Genomic DNA, 19,299 nt, shown 5'->3' with positions numbered 1-19,299 from the left:
TTGCCGGTATGAGCCGGTTCTCCTCGATCGATGTGCAGCGTCTGCGCTGGTTTGCCGCAGTCGCGGAGGAGCTGCACTTCGCACGCGCCGCGAAGGCATTGCACATCTCCCGCCAGAAGCTCAGCCACACCGTCATCGACCTGGAGTCCGAACTCGATACGAAATTGTTCGTACCGGGGGCACAGCCGACGCAGCTGACCGACGCGGGACGCGAGTTGCTACGGGAAGCACGCGATATCATCGCGGACGCCGAGAACGAGGCGGGCAACACCGTGGCCCCTGCCCCCGCCGCGCTGCGGGTCGGGTTCGTGCCCGGCGTCACCGTCACCAAATGGGAGCGGGTCTGGGGCCGGCGGTTCCCGGATACCCCGCTCGAGCTGGTCGCTGTCGCCCAGGCCGACCAGGAGCCGGCCCTGCGCGAGGGCCGCGTCGATATGTGTTTCGTCCGCTTGCCGATCGATCGCACCGGTATGAACGCGATTCCGCTCTACCGCGAGCTGCCCGTCGTCGTGGCCCCCAAGGACCATGAGATTTCACTGTTCGAGGAGGTCGCCGTGGCCGAGCTCGCGGACGAACACGTGCAGGACACCGCCGATATCGACGCGGTCAAAGCCGCCCTCGAACTCGTCGCCGCCGGAGTGGGCGTGGCCATCGTGCCCCATTCGATCGCCCGCCTGCACCACCGGCGCGACCTCATCTACCGCACGGTGACCGACACCGGCGACACCGAAATCGCCCTGGCCTGGCCCTCGACCCAAACCACCGATGCGATCGAGGAGTTCGTCGGCGTGGTGCGCGGCCGCTCGGAACACAGCTCCCGCTCCCCCGCCGGAAATCGCACCGAACCGGAACAGCGCAAGCCGCGCCCCGCGGCGAAGGGGCCGCGTCCCGCGCGCAAACCCGCACCCTCGAGGAAGAAGCCGGCACGGGGGCGCAAACGCTAGTGCCTCGTCCGGATCGGAATACAACCCCAGGTTCTGATGGTTGACACGGCAGTATTCATCGTTGTCGACGTGAGGAAACTGCGACGTTGTCCGTGCCACTGAGCATTCTCGACCTGGTCTCCATACCCCAAGGCTCGACGGCCCGCGACGGCATCGCCGCTTCGATGGACGCCGCCCGGACAGCGGACCGGCTCGGCTACCGCCGGCTCTGGTTCGCCGAGCATCACAACACCGCCAACCTTGCCGCCAGCGCCACATCGTTGCTGATCGGGGCGGCAGCCTCGGTGACCGAACGGATCCGTGTGGGATCCGGCGGTGTGATGTTCCCCAACCATGCGCCGCTGATGGTTGCCGAACAGTTCGGGACCCTCGCGAATATGTACGGCGACCGGATCGATCTCGGCCTGGGCCGCGCCCCGGGCACGGATATGATGACCGCTCGTGCCCTGAGCCGGTCCTCCAGCGAACCACAGGCTTTTGCGGAGAACATTTTCGATCTGCAGGGCTGGTTCGGTGCGGACGGAACGGCCCGGAGCGCTCCGATCGTATCGGCTGTCTCGGCGGGAACCGAGGTCCCGATCTGGGTCCTGGGTTCGACCGTAAACGGAGCCTCCATCGCCGGTCAGCTCGGCTTACCCTTCGCACTCGCCTCACACTTTGCGCCCGATCAACTGGACGAAGCCGTCGAGGTCTACCGGGACACCTTCTCCGGTACCGCGCCCACCGCACAGATCGCCGAGCCGTACCTGATGGCGGGCATCAACGTGATGGTGGCACCGACCGACGCGGAGGCCGAGCGAGAGTTCACCACGCTGGAGCAGATGTTCCTCGATATCCGCAGCGGCCGGCGCCGCAAGCTCCAGCCGCCCGTCGACCCCGACCGGCTTGCCTCCCAGGGCGCTGGTGATCACGCCATGCTGCGTATCAAGGCGGTCGGCGCCCCGCAGACTGTCGTGCGGGAAATGACCGAATTCGCCGAGCGCACCGGCGCCGACGAACTCATCACCGTCACCTACGCCTACGACCCCGCAGTGCGGCAGCGCTCCTTGGAACTGCTCGCCGACAACTGGTTCTGATATATCGCCGGCGCGTGTGGCACAACAGGCCACTGACAACATGAACGTCGTCAGCCGGGCGAATCGGTAGGGCGGCCGGTGAACCAGACGTTCTCCTCGCGCAGCGCCCGGCTGCGCCAACCGTCGGTGGTTCGCACCAGTTCGTGATGGTAATAACCGCCACAGGCACTTACTCCGGCCACTCCCGGGAGTTGCATCGGGTTGTAGAACATGGCGCGAACGGTTGCGGTCCGAGGGCCGCGGGCGAGCACCTCGATGTTGGTGATGTAGTGCATGCTCCACGGCAACGCACCGAGATTCGCGGCGAACCAGTCGACGACCTCGTCACGGCTACCGGCAGCGGCACCGGCCGACGAATAGTCGATATAGGCGTCGGCAGTGAACACCGAGCGGTACAGCTCCCAGTCCTTGGTATCGACAGCGCGGGCGTACCTGTAGAGCAGTGCGGCGATCTGGGTTTCGTCGCTCATTCGGGCGATCCGATCCTCTGGGCCACGCAGGAAACTCTCACGAGTGGGCATTACACCGAAAGTATGCCGGTTTCGATCGAACGAGAACATCATTTCTTCAATTGAGCAGCATTCCACTCCGCAAATGAGAGTCTAGTTCTACACTCGAGTAGATTGTGGTTCTACATGCGGAGGCAGCGATGGACAACGACGCATTCAGCGGGATCCGCGTGGTGGAGCTCGCGCAGTGGGTCTTCGTCCCGGTGGCCGGTGCACTGCTCGCGGACTGGGGAGCGGATGTCATCCGGGTCGAACGCCCCGACGGTGACCCCTACCGCAACCTCGCCACGCAAGGAATCGGCTCCGATAGCGGCGGGGTGAATCTGTCCGTGGCCCTGGCCAATCGAGGAAAACGCTCGGTCTCGCTGGATCTGCGGACCGACCGGGGCCGGGAACTGCTCGGCGAACTGCTCGCGACGGCCGATGTCTTCCTCACGAATTTCCGGCCGGCCGCACTGCGCCGCCTGGGACTCGATGCCGAACAACTCACGCAACGGTTCCCGCGTCTGGTCTATGCCCGCGGGCACGGCTATGGCGTGCGCGGCCCCGAAGCCGATAAGCCCGGCTACGACTCTTCGGCGTTCTGGGCCCAGGGCGGTCCCGCATATGTTCTAACACCACGCGACCGCGAGTATCCGATCAGTCAGCGCGGCGCGATGGGTGACCGCAACGGTGCGATGGCACTGGGGTTTGCGATGGCTGCCGCACTGTTGCGGCGAGACCGCACCGGCCAGGGGTCGGTGGTCGATGTCTCGCTGCTCGCGACGGCGATGTGGATGCTGTCGTCCGATCTACTCGCGGCACTGGCGGGCAACACCCCTGTTGCGGTGACCGGACGCGGAGCTTCGGCCAATCCCCTGGTCGGCGCCTTTCGCACCAAGGACGGCCGCCATATCCAGCTCGTCTTCCTCCAGGCCGACCGGTATTGGGCGCCGTTCTGCGATCTCGTGCAGCGGGCCGATCTCCGGGATGATCCGCGCTTCGCCGATATGGCGTCGCGGGCGGCACACCGCGCGGAATGCGTGGCCGAACTCGATACGGAATTCGCGCGCCACACCTTCGACGAGTGGAAGCAGTTGCTGTCCCGGCTGGACGCGCCGTGGGCGCCGGTGCAATCGGTCGGTGAGCTCCTCGAGGACCCCCAGGTGCTGGCCAACGACTATCTCGGGGTCGTCGAGACCGAAGCCGGTCCGGCGTACCGGCTCCCGACCGGGCCGGTGCAATTCGACGAACGGCCACCGGCGATGCGGCGGGCACCGGAACACGGTGAGCACACCGAGGACCTGCTGCTGGAACTCGGGTACTCGTGGAACGATATCGCCGAACTCCAGGACGCCGGGGTGGTCCCGTGACCACACCGCCCCGGCCGCTCCCGGTCCCCGACGCCCGCTCGGCTCCGTACTGGGCCGCGACGGCACGGCACGAGCTCGCGATCGCGCGCTGCGCCCGGTGCGACCGCTTCGAGATACCGCCCGATTCGATCTGTTCCCATTGCGGCACATCAGATCCCGCATTCCGCTTCGAACCTGTCAGCGGCCGGGGAGTCGTACGGTCCTGGACGGTGGTCCACCGGGCCTCGTTGGCCGGTTTCACCGAGGAAGTGCCCTACCTGCTGGTCGATGTCGAGCTGGCCGAACAGACCGGACTGCGAATGATCGGCCGTCTCCTTGACGGCCCCGATACCGCGCTGCGCGACGGGGTTCCGGTTCAGGTGGCGTTCGAGGACATCGTCCCGGGAACAGCGGTCCCGGCCTTCACTCTGGCCCTGGGTGGATCGTCGTGACCGGCCGGTTCCACGGCCGCGGCCGAGTCGCTGTCGCCGGATACGCCCACAGCAGCATTCGCCGGCACAGCGAGCGTCCGCTGGGCGCCCTGACCGTCGAGGTGGCGCGGGCGGCAATCGCGGACGCCGGGTTGCGGCCCGAGCAGATCGACGGGTTCGTCACCTCGGCGCTGTTCCCGACCGCCGGCGGTCACCGCGTCACCGACGGGGTGAGTACGGTCTCGGCGGATTGGCTGGCGGCGCGTCTGGGCGGTACGCCCCGGTATACCGCCGGGTTCAGCGGTATCGGCCAGATTCCCGGTGCGATAGCGCTGGCGGTGAACGCGATCATCGCCGGTGCCGCCGACTATGTCGTCGTGCATCGTGCCCTGCACAACCCGGCCGGTGGCTATCACGACAATCCGATGACAGCGGCCGAGGGCGCACAGCAGTGGACCGCACCGCAGGGTTTCGGGGGCCCGCTGCCGATGATCGCCTTTCCGTATCGGGAGTACCTGAACCGGTACCGGGCCGATCCGGGCACGCTGGCCGCGGTCGTGGTCGAGGCGCGGAAGAACGGTGCGCGGATCCCGTGGTCGCATTGGTACGGGAAACAGCTGACCACCGACGAATATCTGGCAGCACCGATGGTCAGCGACCCGGTCCGCCGCTTCGATTGCGATCTGCCGGTGGACGGGGCCGCCGCTTTCGTCCTCACTTCCGCCGAACGGGCCCGCGACCTTCCCCACCGCCCCGTATACGTGTCCGGTTACGCGCAGAGCCCACCTCCTCGGCACCGCTTGGCGCTGCACTGGCCGCTCGACGACATCATGGCAGGCGGAGAGGCCGTGGCCCGGCGCCTCCGGGACGCGACGGGCTCAGACCCTGCCCAGGTAGATCTGCCGCAGCTCTACGACGGGTTCTCGCCCTTCGTATATTTCTGGCTCGAAGCACTGGGGTTCTGCCCGCGCGGCGAGGCGCACAATTTCGTCCGCGACGGCGGTATCGACAGTGATATACCCGGTCGCCTACCGGCGCTGTCGGGTGGCGGAGCGCTGGGTAACGGGCGGATGCACGGCATACCGCAGATGCTCGAGTGCTATCTGCAATTGGCCGGTCGCGCCGGCGCCCGCACCCGTGCCGACGTGACCACCGCCTTGGCCTGTCACTCTTCGCCCCACTACGGCGGCGTCGTCGCCTACACCACCGAACCCGGCTGAATCGCCCGAGACCGACGCCGCGGCAACAGGAACTGGAACCTCATGGAAAACATTCTCACGGAACACCACTCGTACATCGCCGGCGACCGGGTGACCGGTGGCGAAGCCTTCACCGTCGAGAACCCTGCCGACGAGTCCCGTGTCGCCGAGATCCCGGCCACTCCCCTGCCCGAGATCGACCGCGCAATACGCGAGGCCCGGCGCGCCTTCGACAGCGGCATCTGGGCCGATATGCCCGCCAGGGAACGGGCCGGGGTGCTGGGTGCACTGCTGTCGTACCTCGAGACGATGCGGGAGCCGTTGGTGGCCACCATGGTCGCCGAGGCCGGGCAGCCTCGAATGTTCGCCGAACGCTCCCAATTCCATTCGGGGCTGGCCATGGCGCGCGGCATGATCGACCTCTACCTGTCCATAGCGCATGAGGAATCCAACCCGGTCCCCGTCGGCGAACTGATCCGCGGACGGGTGGGGCTCAGCCTCCGCAGACACGAACCGGTAGGTGTCGTCGCGGCGATCACTCCGTACAACGCGGCGTTCATCATGGCGCTGCAGAAGCTCGTTCCCGCGCTCATGGCGGGCAATTCCGTGATCCTGCGACCGAGTCCGCTCACCCCGATCTCGTCGCTGATCTTCGGTGCTGCCGCCGAGGCGGCCGGGCTGCCCCGCGGGGTGCTCAGCGTGGTGGTCGAATCCGGTTCCGCCGGTGCAGAATTACTCACCACTCATCCCGCTGTGGATATGGTGTCGTTCACCGGATCGACCGCGGTCGGGCGCAGCATCATGGCGCAGGCGGCACCCACACTCAAGCGGGTCGCGCTCGAACTCGGCGGCAAATCGGCCCAGATCTACCTCGATGATGCCCTCGGCAAGGTCGCGACCGGGGCCGCTGCCGTGATCGCGGGTACTGCCGGGCAGGCCTGCGTCGCCGCGACCCGCATGCTCGTACCGCGGGAACGCAAGGACGAGGTGCTCGAGCTGGTCTCGCGGGCCTATGCCGGTCTCGTCGTCGGCGGCCCGGCCGATCCGTCGACCACCATCGGCCCGTTGATCAGTTCCGCGCAACGGCAGCGGTGCGAGCGAATCGTCGACCGCGCCGTCGACAAGGGCGCGACCGTGGTGCGGGGCGGCGGGCGGCCCACCGGCTTCCCGCGCGGATACTACTTCGAGCCGACCGTGCTGGACGTTCCCGACAACGGTAACCCTGCCGCGCAGGAGGAGATCTTCGGCCCGATCCTGTCGGTGCTGGGCTACCGGGATATCGACGATGCCGTGCGGATCGCCAACGACTCCCCGTACGGCTTGTCCGGTCAGGTGTACGGGGGCGATCCCGCAGCCGCCACGCACGTCGCGCGCCGCTTGCGCACCGGCGCGGTCAATGTCAACACCGCACTGTTCAGCGCCTACGCCCCCAGCGGCGGTTACAAGCAGAGCGGCCTCGGCCGCGAACGCGGCCCGGACGGTATCCGGGCCTTCCAGGAAGTCAAACACCTCGTCATCGGCGAACTCCGCTGAACGCCCGCCCGACCCGAAGGAGTAATGATGTCCACCGATCTCGCACTCGACTGGTTGATCTCGGTCGACGACCACATCCTCGAACCGCCGAACTTGTGGGTGGACCGCGTACCGCGCGCCGACCGGGACCGTGCTCCGCATATGGAGTTCGACGACAACGGCGTGGACTGCTGGGTTTACGACGGTAAACGGTTCCCGAGTTCCGGACTGAGCGCGGTCGCGGGTAAGGAGAAGGAGGAGTTCAGTCCGAAACCGCTGTCGTACAGCGAGATGCGGCCCGGCTGCTACGACCCGGCCGCGCGCATCGAAGATATGAACCGGGCGGGAATCCTCGCTTCCCTCTGCTTCCCGACGATCACCCGCTTTTGCGGCCAGCTGTTCATGGAGGCCGGCGACCGCGAATTCGGGCTGGTCTGCCTGAAGGCCTACAACGACTGGGTGATCGAGGACTGGTGCGGCGCGGCTCCGGGCCGCTATATCCCGCTCGTCCTCATCCCGCTGTGGGATCCGCAGCTCGCTGTGAAGGAGCTGGAACGGTGCGCCGCGAAAGGCGCCACCACCTTCGCGTTCTCGGAGAACCCCGCACCGCTGGGCCTGCCCACGATCCACGATCCCAGCGGCTATTGGGACCCGGTGATGGCCGCGGCCAACGACTTGGACCTGGTCCTCTCCATGCATGTCGGTTCGTCCTCGACAGTTCCGCAGATCTCGAAGGACGCCCCGTTCCTGGCCAACCTGTCCTGGGGTGCGACCCGGACCTCCGGCGCGATGCTGTCCTGGTTGTTCAGCGGGATGTTCCAGCGCTTCCCCAATCTCAAGATCGCCTTGTCCGAAGGCGAGATCGGGTGGATGCCGTACTTCCTGGAGCGCGCCGAGCAGGTCCTGGACAAACAGCGGCACTGGGTGAAACGAGGCATGAACTGGGGCGACCACGCCGGTAGCCACGGCGTCGACCTCGACACCCTCGATATCCGCCAGACCTTCCGCGACCATATCTTCGGCTGTTTCATCGAGGATACGCACGGTATCGCGAGCATCGCCGAAATCGGCGAGGACAACATCATGTGCGAAACCGACTATCCGCATTCCGATTCCACCTGGCCGAACTGCCTCGAGGTCGTGAAAAAGCAGATCGCTCATCTGCCGGAGCCGACGCAGTACAAGATCCTGCGCGGCAACGCCGAGCGCCTCTACCGGTTCACGCCGGCCCGGCCGCCGGTCCGGGCAGCGGGTTGAGATGCCGGGCTGGAGTGTCCAGGTCGACCGGACACGCTGCCTCGGCTGCGGGGTCTGCGCCGCCTACGCGCCGGGCAGTTTCACCCAGGACGACGAGGGGCTGGCGGTTCTGTGCGATCCGCCGGCAGATCCAGTGGAGCAGGTCCGTACGGCCGTGGACAGCTGCCCGACCGGGGCACTGAGCTTGGCGATCACCGATATCGCCACTGACGATCGAGAAGGGTGAGCCACGTGCTGCTCGAAGGAAAAACCGCGGTGGTGACCGGCGCCGGATCCGGCGTCGGCGCCACCTCGGCCCAGCGATTCGCCGAGGAAGGTGCCTCGGTCGTCTGCGCCGATATCCAGTTCGACCGGGCACAGGAAACAGTGCACCGGATCGAGGCCGCGGGCGGGGTGGCGGTCGCGGCCGACACCGATATCACGCGTGAGCAGGATGTCGCCGCGATGATCGCCACCGCTGCCGACCGGTTCGGTCACGTCGATATCGTCTTCAACAATGTCGGCATCCCGACACCGCGCCTGGGAGCCGCGCTCGAGGACCACACCTTCCAGGATTTTCAACGCCTGGTGTCGGTGAATATCGGCGGAGTATTCCTCGGCTGCACCTATGCCGTTCTCCAGTTCAAACGCCAGGGCGGTGGCGGCGTCATCCTCAATACCGGATCGGTCGCGGGCCTGGTCGCCTGGGGCGGTGCGGTTTACGCCGCGACCAAAGGTGCGGTGCACCAGCTCACCAAGGCGGTGGCGATCGAGGGTGCCCCCTTCGGGATCCGTGCCAATGCCCTGTGCCCGGCCGGGATGCCTTTTACCGGTTTCATGGCGGCAGGTGGGCTCGACGACAGCGCGGACATGACCGCGAGAATGGCCGAACGTACCGCCGCGAACCATCCTCTCGGGCGCCCGATCACGGCGGAGGATTGTGCGGAGGCAGCTGTATTCCTGGTATCCGATCGCGCCGCGAATATCACCGGAGTCCTGTTTCCGATCGACGGCGGATACGTGGCGAGGTGAACCGAATGAAACCTGCACCGACCCTGGATCGCGACCGAGTTCGCGAATTGTTCGATCTACGCGGCGCCTACCTGGCGCAGACGGGTGGCGGATATCGAGAGGATCCTTATCCCGTTTGGCATCGGCTGCGCGCCGAATCCGAGGTGCATCCGGGCACTGTGCACGAGCTGACCGGATACCCGGGCCCGGCGCTGTTCAGTGGTCTGCCGCAGCCCGACCGCCCGCATTTCTCGGCGTTCGGTTTCGCCGCCTGCGATACCGCCTACCGCAACCCCGACCTGTTCGCCTCCGCACCGGAACCGGTCGATCCGAACAAGGGCAAACTCGATGCCCTCAACAGCATGATCTCGATGAACGGGGCGCAGCACCGGCGCTACCGGGCACTGGTCCAGCCCTCTTTCGTTCCCGCGAAGGCCCAATGGTGGATACGTAACTGGATCGAGCAGACCGCGCAGCAGCTCATCGACGGCTTCGCCCGCGACGGCCGGGCCGAACTGAATGTCGATTTCTGCGCGGCCATCCCGGTACTGACGATTACCGGCAGCTTCGGCGTACCGGTCGAACAGGCGCTGGAGTTCCGGGCGGCGCTCGGCCGGCCGGACGCGGTGGTGGAGCTGATCCGGCCGATCGTCGCGCAGCGCCGGAAAGCACCGCGCGACGACCTCATCAGCGTGCTCGTCGAGGCCGAACTGACAGGCGAGGACGGCACCACACAGCGGCTCACCGACGCCGAGATCCACTCCTTCGTGGTTCTGCTGCTGGCCGCCGGATCCGGCACCACCTGGAAACAGATGGGGATCACGCTGACGGCGCTGCTACAGCGGCCGGACGTACTCGCGGCGGTCGCGGCGGACCGGTCACTGCTGCGGCCCGCCATCGACGAAGCACTGCGCTGGACACCGACCGATCCGATGTTCTCCCGGTACGTCACCCGCGACACCGAATTGCAGGGTGTATCGCTACCCGCGGGGTCGGTCCTGCATCTGTGCATCGGAGCGGCGAACCGAGACCCCGCACGGTGGGACAACCCCGACGAATACGACATCACTCGGCGGGTGCGGCCCTCTTTCGCCTTCGGCGGCGGAGCCCACGCCTGCCTGGGCATGCATGTCGCGAAGGCCGAGATGACGACCGGAATCGGCGCCCTGCTCGACCGGCTGCCGAATCTGCGGGCCGACCCGGACGCCGAACCTACCCGTTTCATCGGAATGTACGAGCGTGGGCCGACCGAGATACCCGTGGTTTTCGGCTGAACCGATCGGCCCTTGGGAAGAGGAGAAACTTCGATGAGCGAACCCGTTTACCGGCCGCCGGACCTCGGTCTGGTCGGGGCCACCCACGTCGCCCGATATGAGGAGACCGGCGGCGAGGTCGGATACGTGTGGAACGGCGCCCATATCCTGCTGCTCACGACCACCGGCCGGAAAACCGGCCGACCGCGTACATCGGCGCTGATCTACGGCCGTGACGGTGCGGATTACCTGGTCGTGGCCTCGGCCGGCGGGGCGATGAAGCATCCGGCGTGGTACCTGAACCTGGATGCGAATCCCGGGGCGGAGATTCAGATCAAGGCGGAGCGGGTCCGGGTGACGGCGCGCACCGCCACCCCGGCCGAACGACCGCGCCTCTGGGCACTCGCCACGGAATACTGGCCGAACTACGACGTCTATCAGACCCGCACCAGCCGCGTTATCCCGCTCGTCGTGCTCAGCCCGTCGTGATAGGACTTCAGGCGTGTCCACACCCAAGAGGCCCACCCGACCCGACGCCCCGATCACCGCACCGCCCGGCTGGGCCGACCGGGCCGCGGATCAATCACAGTCGGTCCGGCGGTCACGGGCTCGCACCATCGAGCAGGCGCAGGCGATCGTCGCGGCCGCGCAGCGGTTGATCGAGGTCAAGGGGGCCGCCTTCACGACCCAGGAATTGTCGAAGGAGGCGGGGATCGCCCTGCAGACCTTCTACCGGCATTTCCCCAGTAAGGACCATCTCCTACTCGCTGTCCTCGAGGATGTGATCGCCGACCGGATGGCCGAGATGGCGGCAGCCGCAGCCGAATTGCCGGATCCGGTGGCGCGCTTACGTTTCTATATTCTCGCGGCGTTGCGATCGCTGCGCACCGATGAGGGCGGATCCGCCCGGCAGTTCATCACCGCCGAGCACTGGCGGCTCTACCAGATATTTCCGGAGGAGATGGCGCAGGTGAACCAGCCGTTCGCCGAATTGGTCGAGCGGGAGTTGCGGGCCGCGGCCGACGCGGGACTGCTGCACCCGAACGACCCCGCCGCCGACGCCTGGCTGGCGGTGAATCTGGTGATGTCGGTGTACCACCATTTCGCGTATGCGCCGCGCGAGAACATCGAAGCTGTCACCGAAAAATTGTGGTCATTCTGTTCGACCGCCTTCGGGGGTCGTCCACCTGAATAAGTAACGGGGCACCAGCAATGAAGCACGCGCCTGTATTTCCCAAAGGTCGTGATCTCGATTCCACCGCCACGATCCTGCATTCGTGGCTGGCGGCACGGGACGAGATCACCGCCGTCGAGATCGACGATCCGGCTTACCCGCAGGGCGCCGGAGTATCCAACGAGACCGTCTTCGTCCGGGTGCATTCCGCGCGCGGCATCGAGCAGGTGGTTCTGCGGGTCGCACCGGCGGCCGAACATCAGATGTTTCTCGATCCGAGGTTCCGGATTCAGCACCGGATCCTCGCCGCGCTGCGGCAGCACAGTGAAGTACGGGTGCCGGAACCGTTGTGGCTGGAGGAAGATCCGTCGGTGCTCGGCCGGCCGTTCTACCTGATGCGACGGGTCACCGGCTCGGTGCCGGTGAGTATGCCGGTGTACAACATGTCCGGCTTCCTTGCGGAGGCCACCCCCGCCCAGCGGCGGACGTTGTGGGAAGACGCGATGGGCCAGCTGGCCGCAATCCATCGGGTACCCGTCGATACGGTCGGTTTCGTCGACCGGCCGGAATACGGCGTCTCGGGCGATCAGCAGCAACTCGCCTATTGGAGCGCACACGCACACTGGACGATGGAGGACAACGTTCCCGGCACCGTCCGTGCGCTGCTGCAGTGGCTCACCGACAATCGGCCGGCGGACTCGGTTCCCGGGCTGTCGTGGGGTGATGCCCGTATCGGCAATATCGTCTTCGGCACGGATTTCCGGGTTTCCGCGGTAATGGACTGGGAACAGGCATCGATGGCGGGGCCGGTCGCCGACCTCGCGTGGTGGCTGGTGTTCGACGAAGCCCACAGCACCGGCCTGGGCGTCCCCCGGCTCGACGGCCTCGGAACCAGGGACGAGACCATCGACCTGTGGCAGGACCTGACCGGGCTACATGCCGGCGATCTGCTCTGGCACGAGGTCTTCGCCTGCGTGAAAGCGGGTCTGCTCAGTCTCCGTACCCGGCGGGTCCTGCGGCTGCCACTGGTCGACACCGGCACCCGCCGGTACTCCTTCCTGCGGCGCGCCTGCGAGCTGGTGGGGATTGCGGAACCGCAGGAGGGTTTGTGAGGACACCGGCCGACCCCGCACCGTTCGACGAAGCGGTCGTCCTGTCACCCGAATGGCTCGCCACGGTGCTGGAATCCGGCCACCCCGGCGCGGTCCCGGCCGCGACCGAGGTGGTCGAGCGGATCGAAACAGTGGCCACCAAACTACGTTTCCGCGTGACCTACGCGCATCCGGCCGGCGCGCCCCCGGCCCTGTGCGCCAAGGGATATTTCAACCCGCAGTGGCGGCGGGGGTCACGGGCGGAAGCGGATTTCTACCGGGATTTCGCACACGATCTTCCCGTGCGCACTCCCCCGTGCGTGCACGCCGCGGTGGACGAGAAGACCGGACACGCGCTGGTCCTCATGCACGACCTGGTGACGGTGGGCGCCCGGTTCCTCGATCCCCTGGTCGGCTTCGGTGCCGATCAGGCCGCGGGGACCCTCGATCAGCTCGCCGCCCTGCATGCGGCGACCTGGGAGGGCAGGCGTCCTGACGCGAACGGGCTGTTTCCGCCCCGCCTGGCCTCGCTGGCCGGGCATATGACCGTCGACAAGCTGCAACCGCTACTCGACGACGGCCGGGCGGCCGGTATCCGGGCGGACGTACGCCGCGCGGACCGGCTGCTGGCGGCCATGGCCGCGATGGATACCCTCGGCACCGCGTCCGCGCGGTGCCTGGTCCACGGTGATCTGCACGCCGGAAATATCTACGAGATGCCCGACGGCAGCCCGGGTCTCATCGACTGGCAGGTTGTGCAGAGCGGCCACTGGGCCCAGGACGTCGCCTACCATCTGGCAACCGTGCTGCACCCGGACGAGCTCGCCCGCACCGAGCGCGACCTGCTCGATCACTACCTCCACCGGCTGGCCGCCCACGGGGTCGAACCGCCGGATCGGGACCGGGCCTGGTGGATGTACCGGGCACATCTGCCGTACGGGTTCTACCTGTGGTCGATGACCAGAGCGGTCGAGCGGCCGATTGTCGAGCACCTCACCGGCCGGCTCGCCACGGCGGTAGCCCGGCACAAAAGCCTCGAGCTCCTCGAAGTGTGAAAACCCATAACGAGTTCCGGGGAGCCGAGAGGTGCTCGGCTCCCCGGAACTTCGTCTTTCGGCCGGCAGTCGGTGTTGCCGGCGCCGAGTGCAGGACGTGACGGCCCGGAGCGAACCGGGATCTGCGCCGTCCGCCGCGGTGTCACCAGGACCGGCCCGGCAGCAGCTCGCGAGCACGTCCGCCGGATGATCCGGAAGACACGACGAAAGCCGGCACCGGCTCAGCGCTCGGCGAGGCTTTCCCGGATCTTGTACTTCTGGACCTTGCCGCTGGGGCTACGCGGGAAATCGTCGACCGCATGGACCTCCTGCGGCCACTTCTGTTTCGCCAGGCCGGCGTCGGCGAAGTAGACGCACAGATCCTCGAGCGACGGCGCGGTCGTGCCGGGTTGCAGCCGCAGTACTGCCGCGACGTGTTCGCCCAGTCGCGCGTCGGGCGCGGCGACCGCCACCGCTTCGGTTACGCCGGGGACCGTCAGCAATACTTCTTCGACTTCGAGTGCGCTGATGTTCTCGCCGCCGCGGATGATCAGGTCCGTGGTGCGGTCGGTGATGGTGAGATAGCCCTCGGCATCGAGAGTTCCGATATCGCCGGTGCGGTACCAGCCGTCGTCGTCGAACATTTTCGACGTCAGGGCCTCGTCGAGGTATCCGAGGCACAGATCCGGTCCGCGGCTGAGGATCTCGCCGTCCTCGGTCAACCGGATCTCGACGCCGGGTTGCGGAGCACCGTCGGTGTAGAGCCGTTTGGATCGGGGCGCGCGCCAATGGGAGGCCGTCATGGACGGATGTTCGGTGCTGCCGTAGGACCGGTATACCGTCAGGCCCAGATCGGTCAGCCGCTCGGCCACCGGCGCGGCAACGGGAGCACCACCCATACCGAGATACCTCAGCCGCGCCAGGTGGTCGCGGGTGCAGTCCGGGTGGTCGATGAGACTGGTGACGTAGTACGGCACGCCGCCGCCCAGACTGACGCCGTGGGTGGTCATCAGGTTCAGGATGCGTCCGGGATTCCAGACATCGGTGATGTCTATGGAGACACCTTCCACGACCGGGACGAGCAGCGCCGATAGCATTCCGATGAAATGGCCGATGGGTGCGGCATTGATCAACGGTCCCAGATCGTCGGGAAAGCGCTGCGCCATCAGCCGGGTCTCGCAGCCGAGCGTGCGATGACTGTGCACGACCCCCTTCGGCACCTGTGTCGTACCCGAGGTGAAGGCGACCACGGCGGGGCCGGCCGGATCCACTTGCGCCACAGTGGGAACGGGCTCGTCTGCGAGCAACGCGTCGAAATTCCGGTGCGGGTCGCTGCCACCGACAACACCCACGATCGGCACATCGGCGTAGACCGCGGGGTCGTACACCAGGTTTCCGAAACATTCGGCGCCGAAGAATGCCTTGGGCCGCACCGTGTCCACGATATGGCCGACTTCCCGTGAGCCGTAGGTGTGCACGATCGGCACCACGACCGTGCCCAGCAGCGACGCCGCCCAGAAGGCTGCCGCGGCCTCCATCCAGTTGGGTAGTTGGAGCGCGACGACATCCCCGGGCTCGATACCGCGGTCCTGCAGACCTTTCGCCAACCGGCGCGCTACCAGCTCGACCTCACGGAACGTGCCCGAGTAGGGCCGGATATCGGAATGGACGCGAAAAGTGGTGTCCGGAGCGGAGGCGAGACCGCGGGCCAGCAGATCACCCAGGCTGTCGCGGGTCCACCACCCTTGCTCCTCGTACCGTGCGGCCAGCTCGGGGGGAATTGTGCGCATAGTGAAACTCCAACCACCCGGCACGCGTACGCCGGTGTCATACGGCGGTGTTGCCGGTAAACAGGGTCGCCGGAAGCCGGGGGCATCCCGGCCGCCGGTGGGAAATGTGACTCTACTTAATAGTAGAATCACATTCTCCTTCGCGGGGCCGATTCCGCGCTATTCGCCGATCGGTATCGCAGCTGCCCCGTCTTCGTGAACCATCCAGTGGACGAAGCGATGCAACGGATACATCGCGTCGTGCGGATTGCCGACCGTACTCGGACCGGCTTCCCCGAGGTGAACGATGCGCTGCACGCCGCCGGCCGCGAGCCGATCACGGAAATCCGGCATCCGGTCGAAGGGAAAGAATCCGACGGTCTGCGTTGCCACACCGACATGGCGGATCGCCTCGTCGAGCGAGGGCACCGGAACCACGTTCACGGTCTTGCCGACCGGATGGAAATCGACCGGGGCTTCGGAGCGGATCACCACGCCCGTACCGTCCGTTGCGCCCCATACCCGGAATTCATCGTCGAGTAGCGCGAGCGTCCGGATCTGCTCCTTCAGCTCGCTGTCCAGCGGCCGGTTGCCACCGGCGGCGGCCGCGCGCTCGGCGATCCGCCGGTACAGCCGGTCACAGAACCGGTCCGCGTTCTCCTCGTCCGCCTCCAGGAAAACGAACCGGCTCGCGACGCAGGCGTCCTGGTTCAGCACCATGACGTCCTCGGCGGCGAGCCCGGCAGCGCAGTCGAGCGTTTCCTCGGTATCGAAGGCTTGCCGGCCGACCATAGAAATCGAGGTTTTCGGATCGAAGGACACCAGCTGTAATCCCGGGCCGAGATACTTGACAACGTTATCGATGGCATCGCCGCCACCCCACGCGACGATCTTGTCGAAGTACTGCGGGCGGAAGAGTACTCGTTCGACGGCCGCGTCCCCGCCACGCCAGTAGACGGCCGACATCGACCGCACCACCGGATGCTCCGGATCGATATCGGCCATGGTGCGCAGGATGGCCACCGTGGTGAACGGATCGCTGGACGACATCTTGAACAGATTGACCCCCTTCACCAGCGCCCCCTGGGCGATGGATTTCACCGCCACCCCGGGCGAATTGCCGGGAAGCACGTGGATCAGCCGGGGCGCGAAGGCCCGGACAAAGCTCTTCCGGCCGAGGAAATCCCGTTTGGGGACCCACCCGTCGAGCGCTTTCGGATCGGGAAAGTTCTGCTCGACCACCGCATGCAGCACCCGCTTGTCCAAATAGCCTGCCGCACCTACCACCTGCGCTTCGAGTTGCGCACGAGGCAACGTATGGGTGGCCGACATCCGATCGATACAGTCGCGGACGAACGGGCTGCGCGGGTCGCGGATCCGCTGTCCGGCCTCGACCAGGAAGTCGACGATATCGTCCAGCGCTACATCGAGTAGCGGCGGGACCTCGCTGCGTAGCGGTACGGCCCGGTCGAGGTCGATCTCGGGTGTCGTGAAGGAAACTCCGAGGTCCCGTGATCGGTGCACGGCGCCGGCTCCCTCGACGACCTCGCCGCGGAAGAAGAACGGTGCGGACAGCGCCGTGCCGCCGGCGTGCTGCGATTCGATGGTGGTCATGCGAGTCCCCGTACGTAGGCGTCGGCCGTTCCGGCGCAGCCGATCTTGTCGTCGCCGGCGATATCGGCGTAGCGGACGATGGAATCGGCGATCGAGGCGCCCTTGTTTCCGCAGGCGCACGGCCGGAAATCGACGACGATCCGGTCGCCGGTGATGATCCCACCCCAGCGTCCGTCGAGCGATAGATCGAAGAAGGCGGCACGCCCTTCCACTTCACCCGTGCCGTCGGACAGCAGAGTTTCGCCCGCGTCGTCGAGCACGAAGGGCACCACCCAGGGCGGGACGTGATAGCGATTGCCGTCGCGGCATTTCGGCATTCCCGAATTCAGTTCCTGCATGGAGTAGTTCTGGAATTCCCGGCCGGACGGAATATTGAACGTTTCGTACACGAATTCCCGGTAGTCGGAAGGCAGTTGGGCCCGCTTGAGGCCGCCGCCCACATAGATGCAGTTGTCGGGATGGAAATCGGCGGCCCCGAACCCGCGCTTCCGCACCAGCGCGGCAACCTGATACAGGATGTTCCACATACCGGACACGTAGAGCTTTTCGGAGCGGTGTTCGATCATCGCGTCGGCGCCGGCGACCAGCGCCCGGTCGAGTTCTTCCTGGCGTTGCGCCGATATCTGCTCGTAGGCGGCCAGCTCTTCCGGCAGCGCGGTACCGTCGGTGATCTTCCGGCGTAACCGCACCTGGCCGGTCATCGCCTCGACCGTGAGAGGCGAGATCGGCAAACGGAAACGCTCCTTGCCCGGATCACCGTATGCCTCTTGTTGTGCTACACCGATGATGACGTTCTTGGGCACCATCGCGGTCATACCGAGCCCCATCATCCGCCTGTCCCGGGCCGGCTGTACACCGGAGCCCCAGGCGAACAGGTTGACAGTATCTCGACGCGACCAGTCCATATCGGCCCCGGATGCGAGCAGCATCGCGGGCTTGCCGGTTGTCCCGCTCGAACAGGACACATAGTGACCCGCATCGCCCAACCGCTCGATCCACAGATCGATTCCGGCGATATCGCTCGTCTCCATCGTGGCGATGGGATGGGAGGCGAGGGTGCCCAGCCATTTGCCGAGCCGGTCCCAGCGGTGCTCGGTCAAGAAGTTCTCCGGATAGCTCTTGTAGACCGAATGCGGAAACAACAGCGCGACCGCATCCTCGAGCCGGGCGACCTCGGTGACATCCGCTTCGTCCGCGCGGTGTTTCAGTAATCCGATGCGCTCCCGCCGTTCCCGGAAGCGCTCGTCCAGTGCCGCGATCTGCACGTCCCGCAACTCGGCGGCGGAGTGATCGAACCGGTTCGGATCATCGGCAAGGTCTGTCAATCGTTCTATGGCCGTAGTCATGGGCCACCCCTTCGCGAATCACGTATCCCCCGCGATTAATAGCACCCGTCAGGTGTCATTAATGTAGCACCCCGGTCGACACCCAGGGAACGAATACGGTGAACTGACGTCCGTGGAGACGACGAGCGAAGGGCGCGACCGGCCCCGGGGAGCCGGACGCCCGACACACGAACAAGCCCGTGCGCGACAGCTCGAGCTACTGGATGCCGCACTGGACCTCTTTCTCGAACAGGGCTACGAACAGACCACGGTCGAGATGATCGCCACCCGAGTCCATATGGCCAAACGCACCGTCTACGCGCGTTACCCCGAGAAGGCCGCGCTGTTCCTCGCTGCTGTCCGGCGCGCAATAGAAGCACAGGCCGTACCGCGAGAGACCTTGGAGCGCTTGGACAACGGTGACCTGGCCGAGACACTGGAGGCGGTCGCGCGACTCCGAATCGGTCAGGCCATGACCGCCAACGGCCGCCGGCTGCACCGGATTCTCGCTCTCGAAAACCTGCGTTTCCCCGAACTATTCGCCCTCAGCAACACAGTAAACACCGGCCCGGTCGTCGCTTTCGTCGCCGAGGTACTCGACCGCGCGGCCGACGCAGGACAGATCACCACCACAGATTCCGGTCTCGCGGCGCGCGCATTCATGAGCATGGTCGTCGGCACCCAGGTACGCAGCATCGAGGCGGGCCGCGTGCCGAGTCCCGAACAACTGGACGAGCGCATCCTTTTCATGGTGCGCCTGTTACTCGACGGCCTCCATCCACGCTGAACC

The 19,299-nt window shown here is 66.4% G+C and carries 19 protein-coding genes; 15 read left to right on the top strand and 4 right to left on the bottom strand.

Features of this window, described 5'->3' with window-relative positions; genetic code table 11:
* The first annotated feature begins 8 nt into the window (after positions 1-8).
* Complete coding sequence (locus NS6_RS10990) at positions 9-944, top strand: LysR family transcriptional regulator (protein ID WP_068040223.1); 936 nt, start codon at positions 9-11, stop codon at positions 942-944.
* 86 nt (positions 945-1,030) lie between these two features.
* Positions 1,031-2,020: an LLM class flavin-dependent oxidoreductase gene (locus NS6_RS10985; protein WP_068040222.1), complete on the top strand. Its 990-nt coding sequence runs from the start codon at positions 1,031-1,033 to the stop codon at positions 2,018-2,020.
* A gap of 50 nt (positions 2,021-2,070) precedes the next feature.
* Here the strand turns inward: NS6_RS10985 and NS6_RS10980 are convergent, their stop codons facing one another.
* Positions 2,071-2,541: a nuclear transport factor 2 family protein gene (locus NS6_RS10980; protein ID WP_371859330.1), complete on the bottom strand. Its 471-nt coding sequence runs from the start codon at positions 2,539-2,541 to the stop codon at positions 2,071-2,073.
* Positions 2,542-2,669: 128 nt separating this feature from the next.
* Between NS6_RS10980 and NS6_RS10975 the strand changes: the two genes are divergently transcribed.
* Genes NS6_RS10975 through NS6_RS10920 form a run of 12 tightly spaced genes read left to right on the top strand, consistent with a single transcriptional unit; the run spans position 2,670 to position 13,822 of the window.
* Positions 2,670-3,881 carry a CaiB/BaiF CoA transferase family protein gene (locus NS6_RS10975; protein WP_068040220.1) on the top strand — a complete coding sequence of 404 codons (1,212 nt, stop codon included), beginning with the start codon at positions 2,670-2,672 and terminating at the stop codon, positions 3,879-3,881.
* Positions 3,878-4,312, top strand: coding sequence for a Zn-ribbon domain-containing OB-fold protein (locus NS6_RS10970; RefSeq protein ID WP_068040218.1), 435 nt, complete (start codon positions 3,878-3,880; stop codon positions 4,310-4,312). The genes NS6_RS10975 and NS6_RS10970 overlap by 4 nt, the downstream gene beginning before the upstream one ends.
* Entirely contained in the window at positions 4,309-5,511 is a 1,203-nt protein-coding gene (locus tag NS6_RS10965; RefSeq protein ID WP_068040216.1) for a thiolase family protein, read from the top strand. The genes NS6_RS10970 and NS6_RS10965 overlap by 4 nt, the downstream gene beginning before the upstream one ends.
* A 42-nt stretch (positions 5,512-5,553) precedes the next feature.
* Positions 5,554-7,023 (top strand): aldehyde dehydrogenase family protein, encoded by a 1,470-nt coding sequence (locus tag NS6_RS10960; RefSeq protein WP_068040214.1) that lies wholly within the window; start codon positions 5,554-5,556, stop codon positions 7,021-7,023.
* Between the two features lie 27 nt (positions 7,024-7,050).
* On the top strand, positions 7,051-8,259 hold the full coding sequence (locus tag NS6_RS10955) for an amidohydrolase family protein (RefSeq protein WP_068040616.1): 1,209 nt from the start codon (positions 7,051-7,053) through the stop codon (positions 8,257-8,259).
* 1 nt (position 8,260) lies between these two features.
* Positions 8,261-8,485 carry a ferredoxin gene (locus tag NS6_RS10950; protein WP_068040212.1) on the top strand — a complete coding sequence of 75 codons (225 nt, stop codon included), beginning with the start codon at positions 8,261-8,263 and terminating at the stop codon, positions 8,483-8,485.
* Between the two features lie 5 nt (positions 8,486-8,490).
* Positions 8,491-9,270, top strand: coding sequence for an SDR family NAD(P)-dependent oxidoreductase (locus NS6_RS10945; protein ID WP_218024261.1), 780 nt, complete (start codon positions 8,491-8,493; stop codon positions 9,268-9,270).
* Between the two features lie 5 nt (positions 9,271-9,275).
* Complete coding sequence (locus NS6_RS10940) at positions 9,276-10,523, top strand: cytochrome P450 (RefSeq protein WP_068040208.1); 1,248 nt, start codon at positions 9,276-9,278, stop codon at positions 10,521-10,523.
* Between the two features lie 33 nt (positions 10,524-10,556).
* Complete coding sequence (locus tag NS6_RS10935) at positions 10,557-10,991, top strand: nitroreductase family deazaflavin-dependent oxidoreductase (RefSeq protein WP_068040206.1); 435 nt, start codon at positions 10,557-10,559, stop codon at positions 10,989-10,991.
* A gap of 13 nt (positions 10,992-11,004) precedes the next feature.
* Positions 11,005-11,697 (top strand): TetR/AcrR family transcriptional regulator, encoded by a 693-nt coding sequence (locus NS6_RS10930; protein ID WP_084470930.1) that lies wholly within the window; start codon positions 11,005-11,007, stop codon positions 11,695-11,697.
* Between the two features lie 17 nt (positions 11,698-11,714).
* Complete coding sequence (locus NS6_RS10925) at positions 11,715-12,788, top strand: phosphotransferase family protein (RefSeq protein WP_068040203.1); 1,074 nt, start codon at positions 11,715-11,717, stop codon at positions 12,786-12,788.
* Complete coding sequence (locus NS6_RS10920) at positions 12,785-13,822, top strand: phosphotransferase (protein ID WP_068040201.1); 1,038 nt, start codon at positions 12,785-12,787, stop codon at positions 13,820-13,822. The genes NS6_RS10925 and NS6_RS10920 overlap by 4 nt, the downstream gene beginning before the upstream one ends.
* 221 nt (positions 13,823-14,043) lie before the next feature.
* Here the strand turns inward: NS6_RS10920 and NS6_RS10915 are convergent, their stop codons facing one another.
* The 3 genes from NS6_RS10915 to NS6_RS10905 all read right to left on the bottom strand — a co-directional run bounded on the left by NS6_RS10915 (position 14,044) and on the right by NS6_RS10905 (position 18,530).
* On the bottom strand, positions 14,044-15,591 hold the full coding sequence (locus NS6_RS10915) for an AMP-binding protein (RefSeq protein ID WP_068040200.1): 1,548 nt from the start codon (positions 15,589-15,591) through the stop codon (positions 14,044-14,046).
* A gap of 159 nt (positions 15,592-15,750) precedes the next feature.
* Entirely contained in the window at positions 15,751-17,184 is a 1,434-nt protein-coding gene (locus NS6_RS10910; protein ID WP_068040197.1) for an acyl-CoA reductase, read from the bottom strand.
* Positions 17,181-18,530 carry a long-chain-fatty-acid--protein ligase gene (locus tag NS6_RS10905; RefSeq protein ID WP_068040196.1) on the bottom strand — a complete coding sequence of 450 codons (1,350 nt, stop codon included), beginning with the start codon at positions 18,528-18,530 and terminating at the stop codon, positions 17,181-17,183. The genes NS6_RS10910 and NS6_RS10905 overlap by 4 nt, the downstream gene beginning before the upstream one ends.
* A gap of 112 nt (positions 18,531-18,642) precedes the next feature.
* On the opposite strand from NS6_RS10905, the gene NS6_RS10900 reads away from it, so the two are divergent.
* Positions 18,643-19,296, top strand: coding sequence for a TetR/AcrR family transcriptional regulator (locus NS6_RS10900; protein ID WP_068040194.1), 654 nt, complete (start codon positions 18,643-18,645; stop codon positions 19,294-19,296).
* The last annotated feature ends 3 nt before the right edge of the window (positions 19,297-19,299 follow it).

It is taken from the genome of Nocardia speluncae NBRC 108251, assembly GCF_001613245.1.
Classification (GTDB): Bacteria; Actinomycetota; Actinomycetes; order Mycobacteriales; family Mycobacteriaceae; genus Nocardia; species Nocardia speluncae.
The sequence above is the reverse complement of the archived record's forward strand: the minus strand, read 5'-3'. Positions and strand labels throughout refer to the sequence as shown.

Coding starts and splice junctions, on each gene's coding strand:
- NS6_RS10950 (WP_068040212.1), top strand. CDS start 8,261: ATGCCGGGCTGGAGTGTCCAGGTCGACCGGACACGCTGCCTCGGCTGC.
- NS6_RS10915 (WP_068040200.1), bottom strand. CDS start 15,591: ATGCGCACAATTCCCCCCGAGCTGGCCGCACGGTACGAGGAGCAAGGG.
- NS6_RS10975 (WP_068040220.1), top strand. CDS start 2,670: ATGGACAACGACGCATTCAGCGGGATCCGCGTGGTGGAGCTCGCGCAG.
- NS6_RS10905 (WP_068040196.1), bottom strand. CDS start 18,530: ATGACTACGGCCATAGAACGATTGACAGACCTTGCCGATGATCCGAAC.
- NS6_RS10960 (WP_068040214.1), top strand. CDS start 5,554: ATGGAAAACATTCTCACGGAACACCACTCGTACATCGCCGGCGACCGG.
- NS6_RS10955 (WP_068040616.1), top strand. CDS start 7,051: ATGTCCACCGATCTCGCACTCGACTGGTTGATCTCGGTCGACGACCAC.
- NS6_RS10990 (WP_068040223.1), top strand. CDS start 9: ATGAGCCGGTTCTCCTCGATCGATGTGCAGCGTCTGCGCTGGTTTGCC.
- NS6_RS10935 (WP_068040206.1), top strand. CDS start 10,557: ATGAGCGAACCCGTTTACCGGCCGCCGGACCTCGGTCTGGTCGGGGCC.
- NS6_RS10980 (WP_371859330.1), bottom strand. CDS start 2,541: ATGCCCACTCGTGAGAGTTTCCTGCGTGGCCCAGAGGATCGGATCGCC.
- NS6_RS10925 (WP_068040203.1), top strand. CDS start 11,715: ATGAAGCACGCGCCTGTATTTCCCAAAGGTCGTGATCTCGATTCCACC.
- NS6_RS10940 (WP_068040208.1), top strand. CDS start 9,276: ATGAAACCTGCACCGACCCTGGATCGCGACCGAGTTCGCGAATTGTTC.
- NS6_RS10910 (WP_068040197.1), bottom strand. CDS start 17,184: ATGACCACCATCGAATCGCAGCACGCCGGCGGCACGGCGCTGTCCGCA.